The organism is Streptomyces sp. AK010, assembly GCF_014207295.1.
In the GTDB taxonomy this organism is placed as follows: Bacteria; Actinomycetota; Actinomycetes; order Streptomycetales; family Streptomycetaceae; genus Streptomyces; species Streptomyces massasporeus.
On sequence record NZ_JACHCX010000020.1, the window covers coordinates 135,785 to 152,672 of the forward strand.

The 16,888-nt window shown below is 70.1% G+C and carries 15 protein-coding genes and 2 tRNA genes; 10 read left to right on the forward strand and 7 right to left on the reverse strand.

The annotated features are described in order from the left end of the window. Window positions 1-147: 147 nt before the first annotated feature. Complete coding sequence (locus tag HDC93_RS30915) at window positions 148-675, reverse strand: NUDIX hydrolase (protein WP_185014138.1); 528 nt, start codon at window positions 673-675, stop codon at window positions 148-150. Beyond that, a complete protein-coding gene (locus HDC93_RS30920; RefSeq protein ID WP_185014139.1) occupies window positions 672-2,126 on the reverse strand; it encodes a zinc-dependent metalloprotease in 1,455 nt (484 codons plus the stop codon). Before HDC93_RS30920 ends, HDC93_RS30915 begins: the two co-directional genes overlap by 4 nt. 192 nt (window positions 2,127-2,318) lie before the next feature. Between HDC93_RS30920 and HDC93_RS30925 the strand changes: the two genes are divergently transcribed. The 4 genes from HDC93_RS30925 to HDC93_RS30940 all read left to right on the forward strand — a co-directional run bounded on the left by HDC93_RS30925 (window position 2,319) and on the right by HDC93_RS30940 (window position 5,497). Beyond that, the gene (locus tag HDC93_RS30925) at window positions 2,319-3,443 is read left to right on the forward strand and encodes an SDR family oxidoreductase (RefSeq protein WP_185014140.1); all 1,125 of its coding nucleotides are present in this window, start codon (window positions 2,319-2,321) and stop codon (window positions 3,441-3,443) included. Between the two features lie 118 nt (window positions 3,444-3,561). Continuing rightward, complete coding sequence (locus HDC93_RS30930; protein ID WP_185014141.1) at window positions 3,562-4,023, forward strand: molybdenum cofactor biosynthesis protein MoaE; 462 nt, start codon at window positions 3,562-3,564, stop codon at window positions 4,021-4,023. 115 nt (window positions 4,024-4,138) lie between these two features. Beyond that, window positions 4,139-4,303 (forward strand): hypothetical protein, encoded by a 165-nt coding sequence (locus HDC93_RS30935; protein ID WP_167455419.1) that lies wholly within the window; start codon window positions 4,139-4,141, stop codon window positions 4,301-4,303. 102 nt (window positions 4,304-4,405) lie between these two features. Beyond that, entirely contained in the window at window positions 4,406-5,497 is a 1,092-nt protein-coding gene (locus HDC93_RS30940) for a PDZ domain-containing protein (protein WP_185014142.1), read from the forward strand. Between the two features lie 95 nt (window positions 5,498-5,592). Here HDC93_RS30940 and HDC93_RS30945 read toward each other — a convergent pair whose 3' ends face one another. Further along, a complete protein-coding gene (locus HDC93_RS30945) occupies window positions 5,593-6,135 on the reverse strand; it encodes a PPA1309 family protein (protein WP_185014143.1) in 543 nt (180 codons plus the stop codon). 163 nt (window positions 6,136-6,298) lie between these two features. On the opposite strand from HDC93_RS30945, the gene HDC93_RS30950 reads away from it, so the two are divergent. From HDC93_RS30950 to HDC93_RS30965, 4 genes are all read left to right on the forward strand, one after another. Then, on the forward strand, window positions 6,299-9,238 hold the full coding sequence (locus HDC93_RS30950; protein ID WP_185014153.1) for a UPF0182 family protein: 2,940 nt from the start codon (window positions 6,299-6,301) through the stop codon (window positions 9,236-9,238). Between the two features lie 57 nt (window positions 9,239-9,295). Continuing rightward, window positions 9,296-9,369, forward strand: a tRNA-Met gene (locus HDC93_RS30955). A 234-nt stretch (window positions 9,370-9,603) separates the two neighbouring features. Next, entirely contained in the window at window positions 9,604-11,427 is a 1,824-nt protein-coding gene (locus HDC93_RS30960) for a tetratricopeptide repeat protein (protein ID WP_185014144.1), read from the forward strand. A 92-nt stretch (window positions 11,428-11,519) separates the two neighbouring features. Further along, window positions 11,520-11,593 (forward strand) — tRNA-Met (locus HDC93_RS30965). A gap of 124 nt (window positions 11,594-11,717) precedes the next feature. Here the strand turns inward: HDC93_RS30965 and HDC93_RS30970 are convergent. Then, window positions 11,718-12,134, reverse strand: a complete 417-nt coding sequence (locus HDC93_RS30970; protein WP_031110441.1) for a Fur family transcriptional regulator — start codon at window positions 12,132-12,134, stop codon at window positions 11,718-11,720. 145 nt (window positions 12,135-12,279) lie between these two features. Between HDC93_RS30970 and HDC93_RS30975 the strand changes: the two genes are divergently transcribed. Continuing rightward, a complete protein-coding gene (locus tag HDC93_RS30975) occupies window positions 12,280-13,731 on the forward strand; it encodes a catalase (protein ID WP_311774663.1) in 1,452 nt (483 codons plus the stop codon). A gap of 71 nt (window positions 13,732-13,802) precedes the next feature. On the opposite strand, the gene HDC93_RS30980 is transcribed toward HDC93_RS30975, so the two are convergent. The 3 genes from HDC93_RS30980 to HDC93_RS30990 all read right to left on the reverse strand — a co-directional run bounded on the left by HDC93_RS30980 (window position 13,803) and on the right by HDC93_RS30990 (window position 15,895). After that, window positions 13,803-14,192, reverse strand: coding sequence for a cyclic nucleotide-binding/CBS domain-containing protein (locus tag HDC93_RS30980; protein ID WP_185014146.1), 390 nt, complete (start codon window positions 14,190-14,192; stop codon window positions 13,803-13,805). 128 nt (window positions 14,193-14,320) lie between these two features. Further along, window positions 14,321-15,121: a histidinol-phosphatase gene (gene hisN, locus HDC93_RS30985; RefSeq protein WP_031110445.1), complete on the reverse strand. Its 801-nt coding sequence runs from the start codon at window positions 15,119-15,121 to the stop codon at window positions 14,321-14,323. A 33-nt stretch (window positions 15,122-15,154) separates the two neighbouring features. Continuing rightward, the gene (locus HDC93_RS30990) at window positions 15,155-15,895 is read right to left on the reverse strand and encodes a helix-turn-helix domain-containing protein (protein ID WP_185014147.1); all 741 of its coding nucleotides are present in this window, start codon (window positions 15,893-15,895) and stop codon (window positions 15,155-15,157) included. Window positions 15,896-16,128: 233 nt separating this feature from the next. Between HDC93_RS30990 and HDC93_RS30995 the strand changes: the two genes are divergently transcribed. Continuing rightward, complete coding sequence (locus HDC93_RS30995; RefSeq protein WP_185014148.1) at window positions 16,129-16,797, forward strand: DUF4097 family beta strand repeat-containing protein; 669 nt, start codon at window positions 16,129-16,131, stop codon at window positions 16,795-16,797. Window positions 16,798-16,888 lie beyond the last annotated feature (91 nt).

Here is a 16,888-nt window from a genome sequence, read left to right on the forward strand (position 1 = left end):
CCAGGGGTCGGAGGGGGTGCGGTATCGCTCCGTCCGCGGGCCGTCCGTGGCTGGTCGCGCAGTTCCCCGCGCCCCTGAAGGGGCGCACCCGCCTTCACAATGACATGTAAGGGGCGGCCGCTACAGCGGCCGCCCCTTACATGTAACTCACGTCGTGATCCTCACGCGGGTCGCCGCCAGCAACTGCACGACCGACTCGTCCGCCACCCCGGCCACCTCGTCGTACCCGAACCAGCGCACGTCGAGCGACTCGTCACTGATCGCGTGCGCGGCGTCCGGGGGCGCAACGACCGCGTACTGGACGTCGAAGTGGCAGTGGCACGGCGGCGGGATCGGGTGCCGGTCCAGGCGCACCGGACCGCCGGGCAGCAGGGAGAGACCCAGGACGCCGGACTCCTCCGTCGCCTCACGCAGGGCCGCGTCCGCCAGACAGGCATCGCCGGGCTCGCAGTGGCCGCCCATCTGCAGCCACATCCGCAGCTTCCTGTGCAGGGTCAGCAGCACCCGGCCGCCCTCCGGGTCGATCACCAGGGCGCTCGCCGTGATGTGACCCGCGTGGCAGGCCTTCCACAGGCCGTCCGGGTGCTCCGCCAGGTGGTCCAGATAGGCCTGGCGCAGCTCCGCCTGGTCCTCGTACCCCTTCAGTACGAGGACCGCGTCGTCGTACAGGCTCACCCGGCGTCGTCGCCCTTGCTCCCGCCCTCGTCCTTCTTCTTCAGGTCGGGCTTGTCCGCCGCCTCGCCGAGCATCTTGTCCAGCTCGGAGAAGTCGATCTGCTCGCGGTGCACGAAGCCGTCCGGGTCGTCCAGGTCGGTCGCCGTCGGCAGCATGTCCGGGTGGTGCCACAGGGCGTCCCGGCCGTCGACACCGCGCGCGTCCGTGAGCGAGGCCCACAGACGGGAGGCGTCCCGCAGACGGCGCGGGCGCAGCTCCAGGCCGATCAGCGTGGCGAACGTCTGCTCGGCAGGACCGCCCGAGGCGCGGCGGCGGCGCAGCGTCTCGCGCAGGGCGTCGGCGGATGCCAGGCGGGGCTTCGCCGCGGCGTGGACCACCGCGTCCACCCAGCCCTCCACGAGCGCCAGAGCCGTCTCCAGACGGGCCAGGGCGGCCTTCTGCTCGGGTGTGTCCTCCGGCTGGAACATGCCCTGCTGGAGGGCTTCCTGCAGCTGCTCCGGGTTCTGCGGGTCGAACTGGCCGACCACGTCCTCGAGCTTGGCCGTGTCGACCTTGATCCCGCGGGCGTAGCCGTCGACCGCGCCGAACAGATGCGAGCGCAGCCACGGCACGTGGGCGAAGAGGCGCTGGTGGGCGGCCTCGCGCAGGGCGAGATACAGCCGCACCTCCTCCTGGGGAACGCTCAGGTCCTTGCCGAACGTCTCGATGTTCACCGGCAGCAGCGCGGCCTTGCCGGCCGGGCCGAGCGGAAGACCGATGTCGGACGAGCCGACGACCTCACCGGCGAGCACGCCGACGGCCTGCCCGATCTGCGTGCCGAACATGGCACCGCCCATCGAGCGCATCATGCCGATCAGCGGGCCGGCCATGGCCTGCATCTCTTCCGGCAGGACGTCGCCCATGGCGGTGCCGACGCGCTCGGCGACCGGGTCGACGAGCTCCTTCCAGGCGGGCAGGGTCGCCTCGACCCACTCCGCGCGGCTCCAGGCCACCGCGGAGGCGGCGCCGGAGGGCAGCGACGTGGCATCGTCGAGCCACAGGTCGGCCAGGCGGACGGCTTCCTCGACGCCCTTGCGGTCGGCGGGGCCGACGCTGGCGTCCTTGGTGCCGTCAGGACTGCCCTGGGAGACCGTCTGGCGGGCGATCTGCTTGGCCATGTCCCAGTTCACGGGGCCGCCCTCGTAGGAGAGCATCTGGCCCAGCTGCTGGAACGCGGCGCCCAGGTCGGTGGGGTTCAGCGACCCGAACATGGCTGCGAACGGATTGTCCGCACCGGGGCCGCCGGGGCCACCGGGGCCCGAGCCGAAGCCTCCGGCTCCGGGCAGGCCGCCAAATCCGAACGGGTTGGCCGGTCCCTGACCACCACCGCTCTGCTGGTCCTTCTTCTTGCCCTCGTCGCCGTCGTCCGGCTCCTCCGGCGGAAGGCCGAATCCGAATGGGGTGTCACTCACGGGATTCCTCGGCTGGTAGGGCCGCCGGTTCTTTCCGGCGGCACGGCTGCCCGACAACACCACCCAGCGTAGACACCTGGGGCGGATCGGGCCTCGGTGCTTCGCCGACTGACGGCCTGCGGCAGGATGGATGCCACCTGGTACGCACGCGTCGGACGCGCTCGTACTGAAGACAACCGCTGGAGACGCCCGGTGAGTTCCCCAGATCCGCAGGTTCGCGCAGCGCGAAACCAGTCAACCAGTTCCGCGCGTCCCGCGGCGCGCGGCCCCGTCGTCGCGGTGACCGGCGCCGCGTACGGCGTAGGAGCCCTGCTCACGGAGCGGCTCGCCGCATCCGACGAGGTCAAGCAGGTCCTCGCCGTCGACGAGCGGCGCGGCGAGTGCGCGGCGGCCCAGTGGCACGTCCTGGACGTACGGGATCCGGCCATCGCGGACAAGCTGCGCGGGGCCGACGTGGTGGTGCACCTGGCGCTGGATCTCGATCTCGAGACCGACGCGGCCGCCCGAACGGCCTACAACGTACGGGGGACGCAGACCGTCCTGACGGCTGCCGCGGCGGCCGGGGTGCACCGGGTCGTGCTCTGCACCTCGGCGATGGTCTACGGGGCGCTGCCCGACAACGAGCTGCCGCTGTCCGAGGACGCCGAGCTGCGCGCCACGGCGGAGGCGACCGGCGTCGGCGACCTGCTGGAGATCGAACGGCTGGCGCGCCGGGCGCCCCGGGCGCACCCGGGGCTCAACGTCACCGTGGTGCGGCCCGCCGTACTGGTGGGCGGAGGCACGGACACCGCGCTGACCAGGTACTTCGAGTCTCCCCGCCTGCTCGTCGTCGCCGGGTCGCGGCCCGCGTGGCAGTTCTGCCACGTCGAGGACCTGTGCAGCGCGCTGGAGTACGCCGTCCTGGAGAAGGTCGACGGGGAACTGACCGTCGGGTGTGACGGCTGGCTGGAGCAGGAGGAGGTCGAGGAGCTCAGCGGGATCCGGCGCATGGAGCTGCCGTCGGCGGTGGCTCTGGGGGCGGCGGCCCGCCTGCACCGGATCGGGCTCACGCCGTCCCCGGCCGGGGACCTGGCGTACACGATGTACCCCTGGGTGGTGAGCGGCAGCCGGCTGCACGACGCCGGGTGGCGGCCGCAGTACACCAACGAGGAGGTGCTGGCGGAACTCCTGGAGGAGGTGTCGGGCAGGCACACGGTCGCCGGACGGCGGCTGGGCCGCAAGGACGCCACGGCCGCGGGTGCCGCGGGTGCGACGGTGGCGCTGCTGGGCGCGGCGGCGGTGGTGCGGCGGGCGCGGAAGGCCCGACGGCGGATCTGAGGGACACACAGCCGGGGCCGGAGAGGGATGCCCCTGTAGGAGACTCCAAACGCGTACGCGCGCGTGCCGGCCGATGACTCCATTCCGCGCTGTCGGTCGCGTGCGGCACGATGGACCCATGACAACCACGAACGATCACCCCGGTGAGCAGGCCGCGCAGGATCCGATCAAGCTGATCGGGATCCGGGACTCGGCCCTCTCCCTGGACGAGGTGTTCCGGGCCGTCGGGGACGACGCGGCCGGGGGCACCGCGCTCTTCGTGGGAACCGTGCGCAACCACGACGGGGGTGCCGACGTCGACGAGCTGGGGTATTCGTGCCACCCCAGCGCCGAGGCCGAGATGCGGCGGATCGCCGAGAAGGTCGCCGCCGGGTTCCCGGTGCGGGCCCTGGCGGCCGTGCATCGCGTGGGGGACCTCCGGGTCGGGGATCTCGCCGTGGTCGTCGCCGTCTCCTGCCCGCATCGCGGAGAGGCCTTCGAGGCCTGCCGGAAGCTGATCGACGACCTCAAGCACGAGGTGCCGATCTGGAAGCACCAGAAGTTCTCCGACGGCACCGAGGAGTGGGTCGGCGCCTGCTGATCTCGAGGGCCGTCTTCCGGTTGCGTAACCGCACCCCCGGCGTGAGCGTTGTCACTGCGGATGGTTAATCTGCTGATCAGTCAGTTGCGGACGCTCAAAGGGGTTGGAGGTCGGCATGGCGGCTCTCGCCTGGTTGCTGATTCCGCTTGTGGCTGCCATCGGCGCGGGGCTCTGGGGCAGTTGGGCCAACCGGACCCGCAAGGTCCGTAACGACGGCCCGGAGCTCACCGGCTACGCCCGCTTCCGGGAGGCCATGGAGAAGCCCCGGCCCGGTGCCTGACGGGCCAGGAAACAGCAGGTCACAAGCGTGATGGAGCTCAGGGTCGCCCCCGAAGGGCGGCCCTGACGGTGCGCTGACAGGACCGTCCCGTAGTGTCGTGTCATGCCACGCCGCACCGCGACGATGCTCGCCTCCACCCTGATGCTGATCGCGCTCCTGTGCGCGGGAGTGTTCATCCCCGTGCCCTACGCGGAGATGTCCCCGGGGCCGACGGTGAACACGCTGGGCGATCACGACGGTGAGCCGGTGCTGCAGATCGCGGACAGGAAGACGTACGCGACCAGTGGCCACCTGAACATGACCACGGTCCGGGTCACGAGCGCCGACTACCGGATGAACCTGGTCGAGGCCGTCTACGGCTGGCTCGCGCACGACAACAAGGTCGTGCCGCACGAGACGCTCTACCCGGACGGCAAGACCGAGGAGCAGTCCACCCAGGAGAACGCCGAGGAGTTCAGCCAGTCCCAGGAGAGCGCCAAGGTCGCCGCCCTGAAGCAACTGGACGTTCCGGTGAAGTCCTGGGTGATCGTCTCGACGGTCGTCAAGGGGTCCCCGGCGGAGGGCAAGCTGCACGCGGGGGACGTGATCAAGGCTGTCGACGGTACGGTGGTGAAGGAGCCGGCCGACGTCGCGAAGCTCGTCACGAAGCACAAGCCGGGCCAGGAGGTCCGCTTCACGATCGTGCCGGCCAAGGAGCAGGCCGCCGCGGAGAAGGAGAAGCGGACGCCGACCAAGACGCAGGACATCACGGTGACCACCACGACGTCCGACGACGCCGGTGAGAAGCGGGCCATCGTGGGGATCTCCGCGGGGACCGACCACACGTTCCCGTTCACCATCGACATCAAGCTCGCCGACGTCGGCGGACCGAGCGCCGGGCTGATGTTCGCGCTCGGCATCTACGACAAGCTCACCCCGGGCAGTCTGACCGGCGGCAGGTTCGTGGCCGGCACCGGCACGATCGACGACGCCGGCAAGGTCGGGCCGATCGGCGGCATCGAGATGAAGACCGTGGGCGCGCGGGCCAAGGGCGCGCAGTACTTCCTGACACCCGCCGACAACTGCGCGGCCGCCGCCATGGACACCCCCGACGGCCTCACCCTGGTCAAGGTGGGCACCATCAAGGACGCCCTCGGCGCTCTCAAGGACATCCGCAGCGGCGACACCGCGGATCTGCCGACGTGCGGTAAGTAGGCCGGGACCAAGGCACCAAGGCGTCAGAGGGCCGGAGGGCCGGAGGGCCGAGGGGACCAGGGGTCCGGAAGGCCGGACCCCACCGTCGTCAGGGGCTACTCCTCGAACGTCGCCGCCAGCGCCTCCGCCAGGCCCGGGACCAGGTCGGAACCGGTCAGGACCTCGGTGGGGGAGTCCTTCTCGCGCAGCCGCAGGGCCGACTCGCGCGTGCCGTCGCGCTGGACCCCGACCGTCATGCGGACCTCCTGGCGGTCCGGGTGGTCCGCCACCCACTTCGTGAGCGCGGCCTCGCTCAGACCCTTCGGAACCTGGGCCTCCGCGGACGGCGGCAGCATCAGGCGCTCCACGGCGAGGGCGCAGCCGACCACCGCGTCGGGCCAGGCGATGGTGGCGAGGAACTCGTCGAGCGGCTTGCCCGTTGGAACCTCATCCTGCTCGATCGGGGTGAGGCCGGAGTTCTCCGGCTCGTCCCCCAGGCCGAGCCGGTCCGCGAGCGAGGGCTGTTCGGCCCTCAGCCGCGCGGTGTCGACGAGGGCGAAAAGGCGGGCTGGCTGGTCCCAACCGAGGCCGGAGACGTACTCGTCGATCTCGAGAACGGCACGGGTGAGCGGGTTCGCAGCCATGGGAGTGTTGGACATGGTCACAATCCTCTCTCGTTCCTGACCGGAATCGGGAACCGAGTAAACGGTGAGTAAGTTGCATAGGTGGGGGCCCACGATCACGGGGGCCACGCACGGTCCGTGAAAACGCGGGCCTGACGAATCAACAGCGAACTTCGAGGTGCGCACCTTGGCTTTCCAGATGCCGGACCGCGGCGGAGGCCCTTCGGGGCCGCGGATCAGAGTGGGCCGCCCGTCCCGGCGTGTCCGGACCCTGCTCATGACGCTGGGCGTCCTGGCCGTTCTCGGCATGGCGTTCACCATGTTCGCGGGCTTTTGGACGGACTGGCTCTGGTACCGCTCGGTGAACTACTCCTCGGTCTTCACCACCACCCTGTGGACCAAGATCGGGCTCTTCTTCGTCTTCGGCGTGCTCATGGCCCTCGCCGTCGGCTTCAACATCTGGCTGGCGCACCGGCTGCGGCCGCCGCTGAGCGCCATGTCGATGGAGCAGCAGAACCTCGACCGCTACCGGATGGGCATCGCCCCCTACAAGAAGTGGCTGCTGTTCGGGATCACCGCCCTGGTGGGCCTGATCGCCGGAGCCTCCGCCTCCGGCCAGTGGCGCACATGGCTGACGTGGGTCAACGGCGTGCCCTTCGGCCAGAAGGACCCCCAGTTCAAGCTGGACGTCTCCTTCTACGCCTTCGACCTGCCCTGGTACCGGTTCCTGCTCGGCTTCGGCTTCGCCGCCGCGATCCTGTCCGTGATCGCCGCCGCGCTCACGCACTACCTGTACGGCGGCCTGCGCGTCACCAGCCCCGGCGCCCGCGCCACGGCCGCAGCCACCGGGCACCTGTCGGTGCTCATCGGCATCTTCGTGGCCCTCAAGGCGGTCGCGTACTGGCTCGACCGCTACGGACTCGCGGTGAAGTCCAGCGATTTCAGAGCGACCGACAACTGGACGGGCCTGAGGTACGTCGACGCCAACGCCTACCTGCCGGCGAAGACCATCCTGTTCTGCATCGCCGTCATCTGCGCACTGCTGTTCTTCGCCACCATCTGGCGGCGCACCTGGCAGCTGCCCGTGATCGGCTTCGGCCTGATGGTGCTCTCCGCGATCCTCATCGGCGGCCTCTACCCGGCCATCGTGCAGAAGTTCCAGGTCCAGCCGAACGAGCAGGCCAAGGAAGCGCCGTACGTCGAGAAGAACCTCGAGGCCACGCGCCAGGCGTACGGCATCGACGGCACGAAGGTCACCGACTACTCGGGCACGAGCAAGACCGAGGACAAGTCGACCCTGCGCGACGACGTCCCCTCCACGGCGAGCATCCGGATCATGGACCCGAACATCGTCTCGCCGACGTTCCAGCAGCTCCAGCAGATCAGGAACTACTACGCGTTCCCGGACAACCTGGACGTGGACCGTTACGCCAAGGACGGCAAGGACCAGGACACGGTCATCGGTCTGCGTGAGCTGAACCTCGCGGGCATCCCGAAGAAGAACTGGATCAACAACCACTTCCGTTACACCCACGGATACGGAGTGGTCGCCGCCGAGGGCACCAGCGCCGACGCTCAGGGCCGGCCGAACTTCACGGAGTCCGACCTCCCGTCCGAGGGCGACCTCGGCACGTACGAGCAGCGGGTCTACTACGGCGAGAAGACCACCACGTACTCGATCGTCGGCGGTCCCCAGAAGGAGATCGACTACTCCGACGACAACGGCGAGAAGACCACCAGCTACAAGGGCGACAGCGGGGTCAACCTCTCCAACCCGGTCAACCGGGCCGCGTACGCGGTGGCGTTCGGCGAGCCGCAGATCCTGTACTCCGGTGCCATCGGCGACGGTTCGCGGATTCTGTACAACCGCACGCCCAAGGAGCGCGTCGAGGCGGTCGCCCCCTGGCTGACCATCGACGGCGACGCCTACCCGGCGGTGGTGAACCACCGGATCCAGTGGATCGTCGACGCGTACACGACGACCAACGGATACCCGTACTCCTCGCGTACGACCCTCGGTGACACGACGGCCGACTCGCTGACCGCCGCCAACGACAACCGCGCGGTGGTGGCCCAGCAGAACCAGGTCAACTACATCCGCAACTCGGTGAAGGCGACCGTCGACGCGTACACCGGCGAGGTCAAGCTCTACCAGTGGGACACCAAGGACCCGGTCCTGAAGACCTGGATGAAGGCCTTCCCGAACACGGTGGAGCCCAAGAGCGACATCTCCAAGGACCTGATGGACCACCTGCGCTACCCGCAGGACCTGTTCAAGGTCCAGCGGGAGCTGCTCACCCGCTACCACGTGAAGGACGCCACGACGTTCCTCAGCGGCAGCGAGGTGTGGCAGGTGCCGGACGACCCGACGAACCGGTCGGGCAGTGCGGTGCCGCCGTACTACCTGAGCATGAAGATGCCCGACCAGAAGGCGCAGGCCTTCTCGCTGACGACGACCCTCACGCCCAACGGCCGCGACAACCTCAGTGCGTTCATGGCGGTCGACGCCGAGGCGGGCACCAGTGACTACGGCAAGATCAGAATCCTGAAACTGCCGACGAACACCACGGTCAACGGACCCAAGCAGGTCCAGAGCCAGTTCAACTCGCAAGAGGACATCGCCGAGTCCATCAGGCTCCTGAGAGGCGGCGACTCCGAAGTCGAGTACGGCAACCTCCTGACGGTGCCGCTCGACGGCGGACTGCTGTACGTGGAGCCGGTCTACGTACGCGGTGGCGGACTGAAGTACCCGCTGCTGCGCAAGGTGCTGGTCACCTACGGAGGCCAGACCGCCTTCGAGAACACCCTCGACGAGGCCCTCAACAAGGTCTTCGGAGCGGACGGCCCGACCACCGAGCCACCGGACGAGGGCGATACGACGACACCACCGCCGACATCCGACAACCCGACGGTCCAACAGGCCCTGGAGGACGCCCAGAAGGCGTTCGACGCGGGCCAGGAGGCCCTGAAGAAGAACGACTGGGAGGCGTACGGCAAGGCGCAGAACGACCTCGAGGACGCCCTGCGGCGGGCCGAGGACGCGCAGTCCGAGGCGAGCCGCACGGGCGGCGCCGGGGGCGGCGAGAGCGCGCCCGGCGACAAGCCGAGCGGCAGCCCCAGCCCGAAGCCGAGCAGCTAGGGCCCTGGCCTGGTCAAATGCCCACCCCGCGCCGTGATACGGTTGTGAACACAACGGCGCGGGGTGGAGCAGCTCGGTAGCTCGCTGGGCTCATAACCCAGAGGTCGCAGGTTCAAATCCTGTCCCCGCTACTGAAGTCGTGACGTCCGAGTGACGCAGCGACACCGAAGGCCCGGATTCCACACAGGAATCCGGGCCTTCGTGATGTGTGAACGCATGTGCTGGCGCAGGCTGTGGTCGCGCCACCGGGGGGAGTTGGCCGATCTGTGTTTGACTTGTCTCTCTGTGGGCATGTCGACAAAACGCTGAAGTGACCTCACTGGCTGCGGTATACCAGGTGTACCCAGGTTGCGGGTGGTGCGACGATGGACGTTATGGGGGACAAGGCAACTCTGTTCGAGACAGGGCGTTTTGTGCAGCCTTCCAGCCGGGAGGACACCGAGACCCCGGACGAGACCGGGGAGATCGCCGACGAGGCGGCCGAGGAGCTGCGTCAGCGGCTGGCCGCCGAGGCCGGCGACGTCGAAGCGATGAGTGTCCTCGGGGCCATGCTGCTGCGCCGTGGCGATCTCGACGGTGCCGAGCCTCATCTGCGTGCCGCCACCGCCGCGGGCGACCGGGCGGCGGCCAACAACCTGGGAGTCCTCCTTCACCAGCGGGGGTACGCCGACGAGGCCGCCGGATGGTGGCGGATCGCCGCCGTCGCCGGATCCACGGCGGCCGCGCACGCCCTCGGCCGGCACCACCGCGAGCGCGGCGACGAGCCCGCCGCCGAGTACTGGCTGCGCCAGTCAGCCGAGCAGGGGCACACCCTGGGCGCCTATGCGCTCGCCGACCTGCTGGAGCACCGCGGGGACGCCGCGGCCGAGCGGTGGATGCGGGTCGCGGCCGAGCGCGGCCACCGGGAGGCGGCGTACCGGCTGGCGCGGTCGCTGGACCGCAAGGCGACGAGGGAAGCCGACGGTGACAACGGTGTCCAGGCGCCCGAGGGGGCCGAGCAGTGGTACCGCCAGGCCGCCGCGCGCGGCCATCGGCGGGCCGCCCTGCACCTCGGGACGATCCTGGAGCGGCGCGGCGAGCTCAAGGAGGCCGGACGCTGGTACCTGACGTCCGCCAAGGACGGCGAGGCGCGGGCCGCCTGCGCGCTCGGCTTCCTGCTGCGCGACGCGGGTGACACCGAGAACGCCGCCGTGTGGTGGCTGCGGGCCGCCCAGGACGGCGACGGCAACGCCGCGAACGCACTGGGCGCGCTGCACGCCGAGCGGGGCGAGACCCAGACCGCCGAGCGGTGGTACCGCGCCGCGATGGACGCGGGCGACGTGAACGGCGCGTACAACCTCGGCCTGCTCTGCGCCGAGCAGGGGCGCACCCCGCAGGCCGAGCAGTGGTACCGGCGCGCGGCCTACGCCGGGCACCGGGAGGCCGCGAACGCGCTGGCGATCCTGCTGCTGCGGGGCGGCGACGAGACGGGCGCGGAGCCGTGGTTCTCCAAGGCCGCGGAGGCGGGGAGTGTGGACGCCGCCTTCAACCTCGGCATCCTGCATGCCGGGCGGGGCGAGGAGCAGGCCGCGCTGCGCTGGTACGAGCGGGCCGCTGCCGCCGGGCACACCGAGGCGGCGCTCCAGGTCGGCATGGCGAGGCTGCGGGACGGCGACGAGCAGGAGGCCGAGCGGCATCTGCGGTGTGCGGCCGGGGGCGGGAGCGCCGAGGCCGCGTACCGTCTGGCGACCGTGCTCGACGCGCGGCGACCGCCGGAGCCCGCGCACGAGCTCGGGGAGCCGGTGCACCGGCGGAGCGAGTGCGAGGAGTGGTACGAGCGGGCGGCCTCCCAGGGGCATCGGCGGGCCCAGGTGCGGGTCGGCATGCTGGCGGCGGCCCGGGGCGACGTCGTCGAGGCGGCTCGGTGGTACCGGGAGGCGGCCGAGGCCGGGTCCCGCAACGGCGCGTTCAATCTCGGGCTGCTGCTGGCCCGGGAGGGGAGCGAGCCCGAGGCGGCGGTCTGGTGGACGCGCGCAGCCGACGCGGGGCACGGGCGGGCGGCGTTGCGGCTGGCCCTGGTCTACGCGCGTCGGGGTGAGCTGGCGGAGGGCCAGCGGTGGGCCGACCGGGCCGTGTCGCTGGGGCCGGCGTCCGTCACCGAGCGGGCGGAGCGGCTGCGGGACGCGCTGCGGCAGGAGCTGTCCGCGTGAGCTGTTGTGGGTGGGGCTGGAAGGGGCCAGGGTGCAGCCGGGCCATGGATTTGCATCCGCCCTCCGCGGTGACGTAACGTTGCATTCAACGACGCGGGGTGGAGCAGCTCGGTAGCTCGCTGGGCTCATAACCCAGAGGTCGCAGGTTCAAATCCTGTCCCCGCTACTGAAGGCCGAGGGCCGGAATCCGAAAGGGTTCCGGCCCTCGGTGTTTGCGGCGGCGTCATACAGCATGGCAGCAGAGAGCCCCGGCACCCATCAGTGCCGGGGCTCTCGCGCGTTCGTGGGGGCTAGGCGGCCGCGCAGTTCGGGCAGACGCCGCGGTAGGTCACCTCGACGTCCGAGACCGTGAAGCCGAAGCGCTCGGTGTCGGGGAGGTCCGCCAGCGGGTTGCCCACCGGGTGGACGTCCCGGATCGCGCCGCACTGGGCGCAGACCAGGTGGTGGTGCGGCTGGTGGGCGTTCGGGTCGTACCGCTTGGCGCGCTGGTCGGTGGAGACCTCCAGCACCTCGCCGAGGGTCACGAGCTCACCCAGCGTGTTGTACACGGTCGCCCGGGAGATCTCGGGCAGCTTGGCGACGGCCCGGGCATGGACCTCGTCGGCCGTCAGATGGACGTGTTCGCCGTCGAGGACCTCGGCCACGACGCGCCGCTGCGCGGTCATTCGCCATCCGCGTCCGCGCAGGCGTTCCAGAAGGTCACTCATGGCCACCAGCCTAACAGCTAAGGGGACCAGGTCCCGAACAGGTGTGAGTTTAGAGTCTCACTTGCTTTAGATATTGTCTATTGTAGGATCGAGAACGGCTTTGGCCGGCGGACAGGACTGGTCAGGAATGGTGCAGGAGGCGCACGTGACGCAGGAACCGCTTACGACGGAGGCCGGGGCTCCGGTCGCCGACAACCAGAACAGCGAGACCGCGGGCGTCGGTGGCCCGGTGCTCGTCCAGGACCAGCTGCTGCTGGAGAAGCTGGCCCACTTCAACCGTGAGCGCATCCCGGAGCGTGTCGTCCACGCCCGCGGCGCGGGTGCGTACGGCACCTTCACGGTGACCGCCGACGTCACCCCGTACACGCGGGCCGCCTTCCTCTCCGGGATCGGCAAGCAGACCGAGGTCTTCCTGCGCTTCTCGACGGTGGCGGGCAATCTGGGGGCGGCGGACGCGGTCCGCGACCCGCGCGGCTTCGCGCTGAAGTTCTACACCGAGGAGGGCAACTACGACCTCGTCGGCAACAACACCCCGGTGTTCTTCATCAAGGACGCCATCAAGTTCCCGGACTTCATCCACACCCAGAAGCGCGACCCCTACACGGGCTCCACGGAGGCGGACAACGTCTGGGACTTCTGGAGCCTGTCACCCGAGTCCACGCACCAGGTGACCTGGCTGTTCGGTGATCGGGGCATCCCCGCCTCGTACCGCCACATGGACGGCTTCGGCTCGCACACCTTCCAGTGGAGCAACGAGGCCGGCGAGGCCTTCTGGGTGAAGTACCACTTCAAGACCGACCAGGGCATCGAGAACCTGACGGCCGAGGCGGCGGCCCGGCTCGCCGGTGAGGACCCCGACTCCCACCAGCGTGACCTTCGCCAGGCCATCGAGCGCGGCGAGTACCCGACCTGGACCGTCGGCGTGCAGATCATGCCGGTGGCCGAGGCGGCGACCTACCGCTTCAACCCGTTCGACCTGACCAAGGTCTGGCCGCACGCGGACTACCCGGTCGTCGAGATCGGCAAGCTGGAGCTCAACCGCAACCCGGAGAACGTCTTCGCCGAGGTCGAGCAGTCGATCTTCAGCCCCGCCCACTTCGTGCCGGGCATCGGCCCCTCCCCGGACAAGATGCTCCAGGGCCGCCTCTTCGCCTACGGCGACGCCCACCGCTACCGAGTCGGCATCAACGCCGACCACCTGCCGGTGAACCGGCCGCACGCCACCGTGGCCCGGACCAACTCCCGGGACGGGTACCTCTACGACGGCCGGCACGCGGGTGCGAAGAACTACGAGCCGAACAGCTTCGGCGGCCCGTTCCAGACGGACCGTCCGCTGTGGTCCGCCACGGCCGTGAGCGGCGCGACGGGCAACCACCCGGCTCCGGTGCACGTCGAGGACGACGACTTCGTGCAGGCGGGCAATCTCTACCGTCTGATGAGCGAGGACGAGAAGGAGCGCCTGGTCGCCAACCTGGCCGGCTTCATCGCCAAGGTCTCGCGCGACGACATCGTCGAGCGGGCGATCGACAACTTCCGTCGGGCCGACGGAGACTACGGCAAGCGGCTGGAGGTCGCGGTCCAGGCCCTGCGCGGCTGAACTCCAGCGCTGGACCGCTTGCGGTGGCGGACGGGCCGGGCCCTCTTCGGAGGCCCGGCCCGTCCGCGTGGTTACGCCGGAACCCGCTGTCGTGCCGGTGCCCAGCAGCGGATGATGTCGCGGACCGAGACGATGCCGGCGGGTTCGCCGTCGTCCAGCACGATGAGGTGCCGGAAGCCGCCGTGCGCCATGGCGGCCGCGGCCTCCTCCAGGGTCCAGGCCGGGGTGGCGAACACGACGTCGTTGGTGGTGTGGGCGTGGGTGCGTTCCGTGTCCGGGTCCTGCCCCAGGCCCACGGAGTTGAGGATGTCGCGTTCGGTGAGGATGCCGATGCCGGCGTCGGGGTCGTGGACGACGGCCGCCCCGACCTTGCGCGCGGACATCAGCGCTGCGGCCTGGCGCAGGGTGTGGGTCGGGCCGATGGTGAGGACGACAGTGCTCATGGCGTCACGGACGAGCATGGATGGAGCCACCTCCTGGGAGTCTCCCCGCCGTTCGTTCAGAATTTCACAAATTCACAAGTGGGGGACTCTCAGGGTGGCAGGTAAAGGGAGGGTCAACAAGGGGGCGCTCGGTAACAACGGGGGGCTCAGTAGCGCTGGTTGAGGTATCCCAGCAGCTCGTCGTGGAGCAGGCCGTTCGACGCGGCCGCGTTGCCGCTGTGGGGGCCCGGGCGGGCGTCGAGGCCGGTGAAGGTGCCGCCCGCCTCGGTGACGACGATGGCGGTGGCGGCCATGTCCCACAGGGACAGTTCCGGCTCGGCGCACATGTCGACGGCGCCTTCCGCGACCATCATGTACGGCCAGAAGTCGCCGTACGCCCGTGTGCGCCACACCTCGCGGGTCAGGTCGAGGAAGCCGTCCAGGCGGCCCTGCTCCTCCCAGCCGCTCAGCGAGGAGTACGAGAAGGAGGCGTCGGAGAGCTTGGAGACGCGGGAGACCTGCAGCCGGGAGGCCTTGGTGAGGCTGCGGCCGGAGAACGCGCCATGGCCCTTCGCGGCCCACCAGCGACGGCCGAGGGCGGGGGCGGACACGACGCCGACGACGGGCTGGAAGCCGCCCTCGCCGGCCTCCATCAGCGAGATGAGCGTGGCCCAGACGGGAACGCCGCGCACGTAGTTCTTGGTGCCGTCGATCGGGTCGATCACCCACCGGCGGGGGCCTGTGCCCTCGACGCCGTACTCCTCGCCGAGGATCGCGTCTCTGGGGCGGGCGCGCCCGAGGTGGCCGCGGATGAGTTCCTCCGCGGCCTTGTCCGCCTCGCTCACCGGGGTCATGTCCGGTTTGGTCTCGACCTTGAGGTCGAGGGCCTTGAACCGGTCCATCGTCGCGGCGTCGGCGGCGTCGGCGAGGACGTGGGCGAGACGCAGGTCGTCGAGGTAGTCGGGCATGCAACGAACCTATCTGCCGAGGTGGCGGTGGGGCTACCGGGGGTTTGCGGGGGAGTCGGAAGCGGTCTCGGGCTTGGTGTGGAGGATGTCGCGTGCCTGTTCCGCGGCGCGGGCGGAGGTCTCGGAGACGAAGTCGAGGAAACGGGCGATGTTCTCGAGGCGTGCGGCGGCCGGGGTGCCGGGGCCGAGGATGCCGACGCCCTGCCGTGCGGTGTCGACGACCCTGGCGATGGCCTGTGCGCTGGCCATCATCGACCGGTACCAGATGTCGTCGTCGACGACGTAGCGCTCGCGGCGGCCCTGGTCGGCCTCCCGGCGGACGAAGCCCTGGCTGTCGAGGTACGCGACCGCCTTGGACACCGAAGCCGGGCTGACCTGGAGGCGCTGGGCCAGTTCGGAGGCCGTGAGGCTGCCCGAGTCGGTCATGCAGAGGCAGGCCATCACGCGCGACATCATCTTCGGCATGCCCGACCCCATCAGGACGGTCGTGAACGTCTCCTCGTACTCGCGTACGGCCTCGGTGTCCCGTCCGTCGGGCTGCGGGAGCGCCTTCGGGTCCCGTGGTGCGGCCTGTTTGCGGCGGGTGCGGCGTTCCGTGGCGCGATGGGCCAGGTCGGCGCGGTAGGCCGTGGGGCCGCCGTTGCGCATGACCTCGCGGGTGACCGTCGAGGTCGGGCGGTCCAGGCGTCGGGCGATCTCCGCGTAGGCGAGGCCGTCGGCGAGTCCCAGTGCGATCTGCTGGCGCTCCTGCTGAGTGAGTCTGCCTCCCGGCATCGCGGCCTCCTTCGTGGTGCGTGATGTCCGCACGATAGCGTTCATCTTCATTTCATTGCAACGGGGTGAGTGGTGTTGTTGCGTTAGGCGGCAGGATCGTTGCAATGAATTCTTGGCTCTGAGCTGTTCTTATGTGATTTGTGTGCAACGGAGTTGTTGCCATCTTCGTGAATGCAACGTAGCTTTTCCATCGTTGGAAACAACGGAACGAAGCCGGACCAAGGAGAGCAACGATGCAGAGGTTCGACAGCCCCGCCCCCGTCTCGGCCGTCCTGGACATCCCCGCCGGACACATCCGCCTTATCGCCGCCGACCGGATCGACACCACCGTCGAGGTGCTGCCCGCGGACCCCGCCAAGAGCCGCGACGTCAAGGCGGCGCAGCAGATCGAGGTCGCCCACCACGACGGCGTCCTGCGGATCGAGGCCCCCGCGGCGAAGAACCGGATCCTCGGCCACTCCGGATCCGTCGAGGTCACCGTCCGGCTGCCCGCGGGCTCCCGCGTCCAGGCCAAGGGCGCCGCCACCGACCTGCGCGGCGTCGGACGGCTCGGCGACATCGTCTTCGACGCGGCCGAGGGCACGGTCAAGCTCGACGAGACCGGCAGCGCCCGCCTCACCCTGCTCGCCGGCGACATCACCGTCGGCCGCCTCGGAGGCCCCGCCGAGATCAGCACCCAGAAGGGTGGCCTCCGCATCGCCGAGGCCGTGTCCGGAGCCGTCGCGCTGCGCACCGGGCAGGGCGACATCACCGTCGCCGCCGCCCACGGCGTCTCCGCCGCCCTCGACGCCGGCACCGGCCACGGCCGGATCCACAACACCCTCAAGAACGCCGACGGCGGCGCCGGCCTGACCCTCCACGCGACCACCGCCCAGGGCGACATCACCGCCCGCAGCCTCTAGTAGATCGTCGCGGCTAAGTGTCGTTCTGGTTGCTGGAGTTGGGCAGAATCTCCCTGTCGCTTCCTTTCGGCCGTCAGGGGTGCTGTGTCTT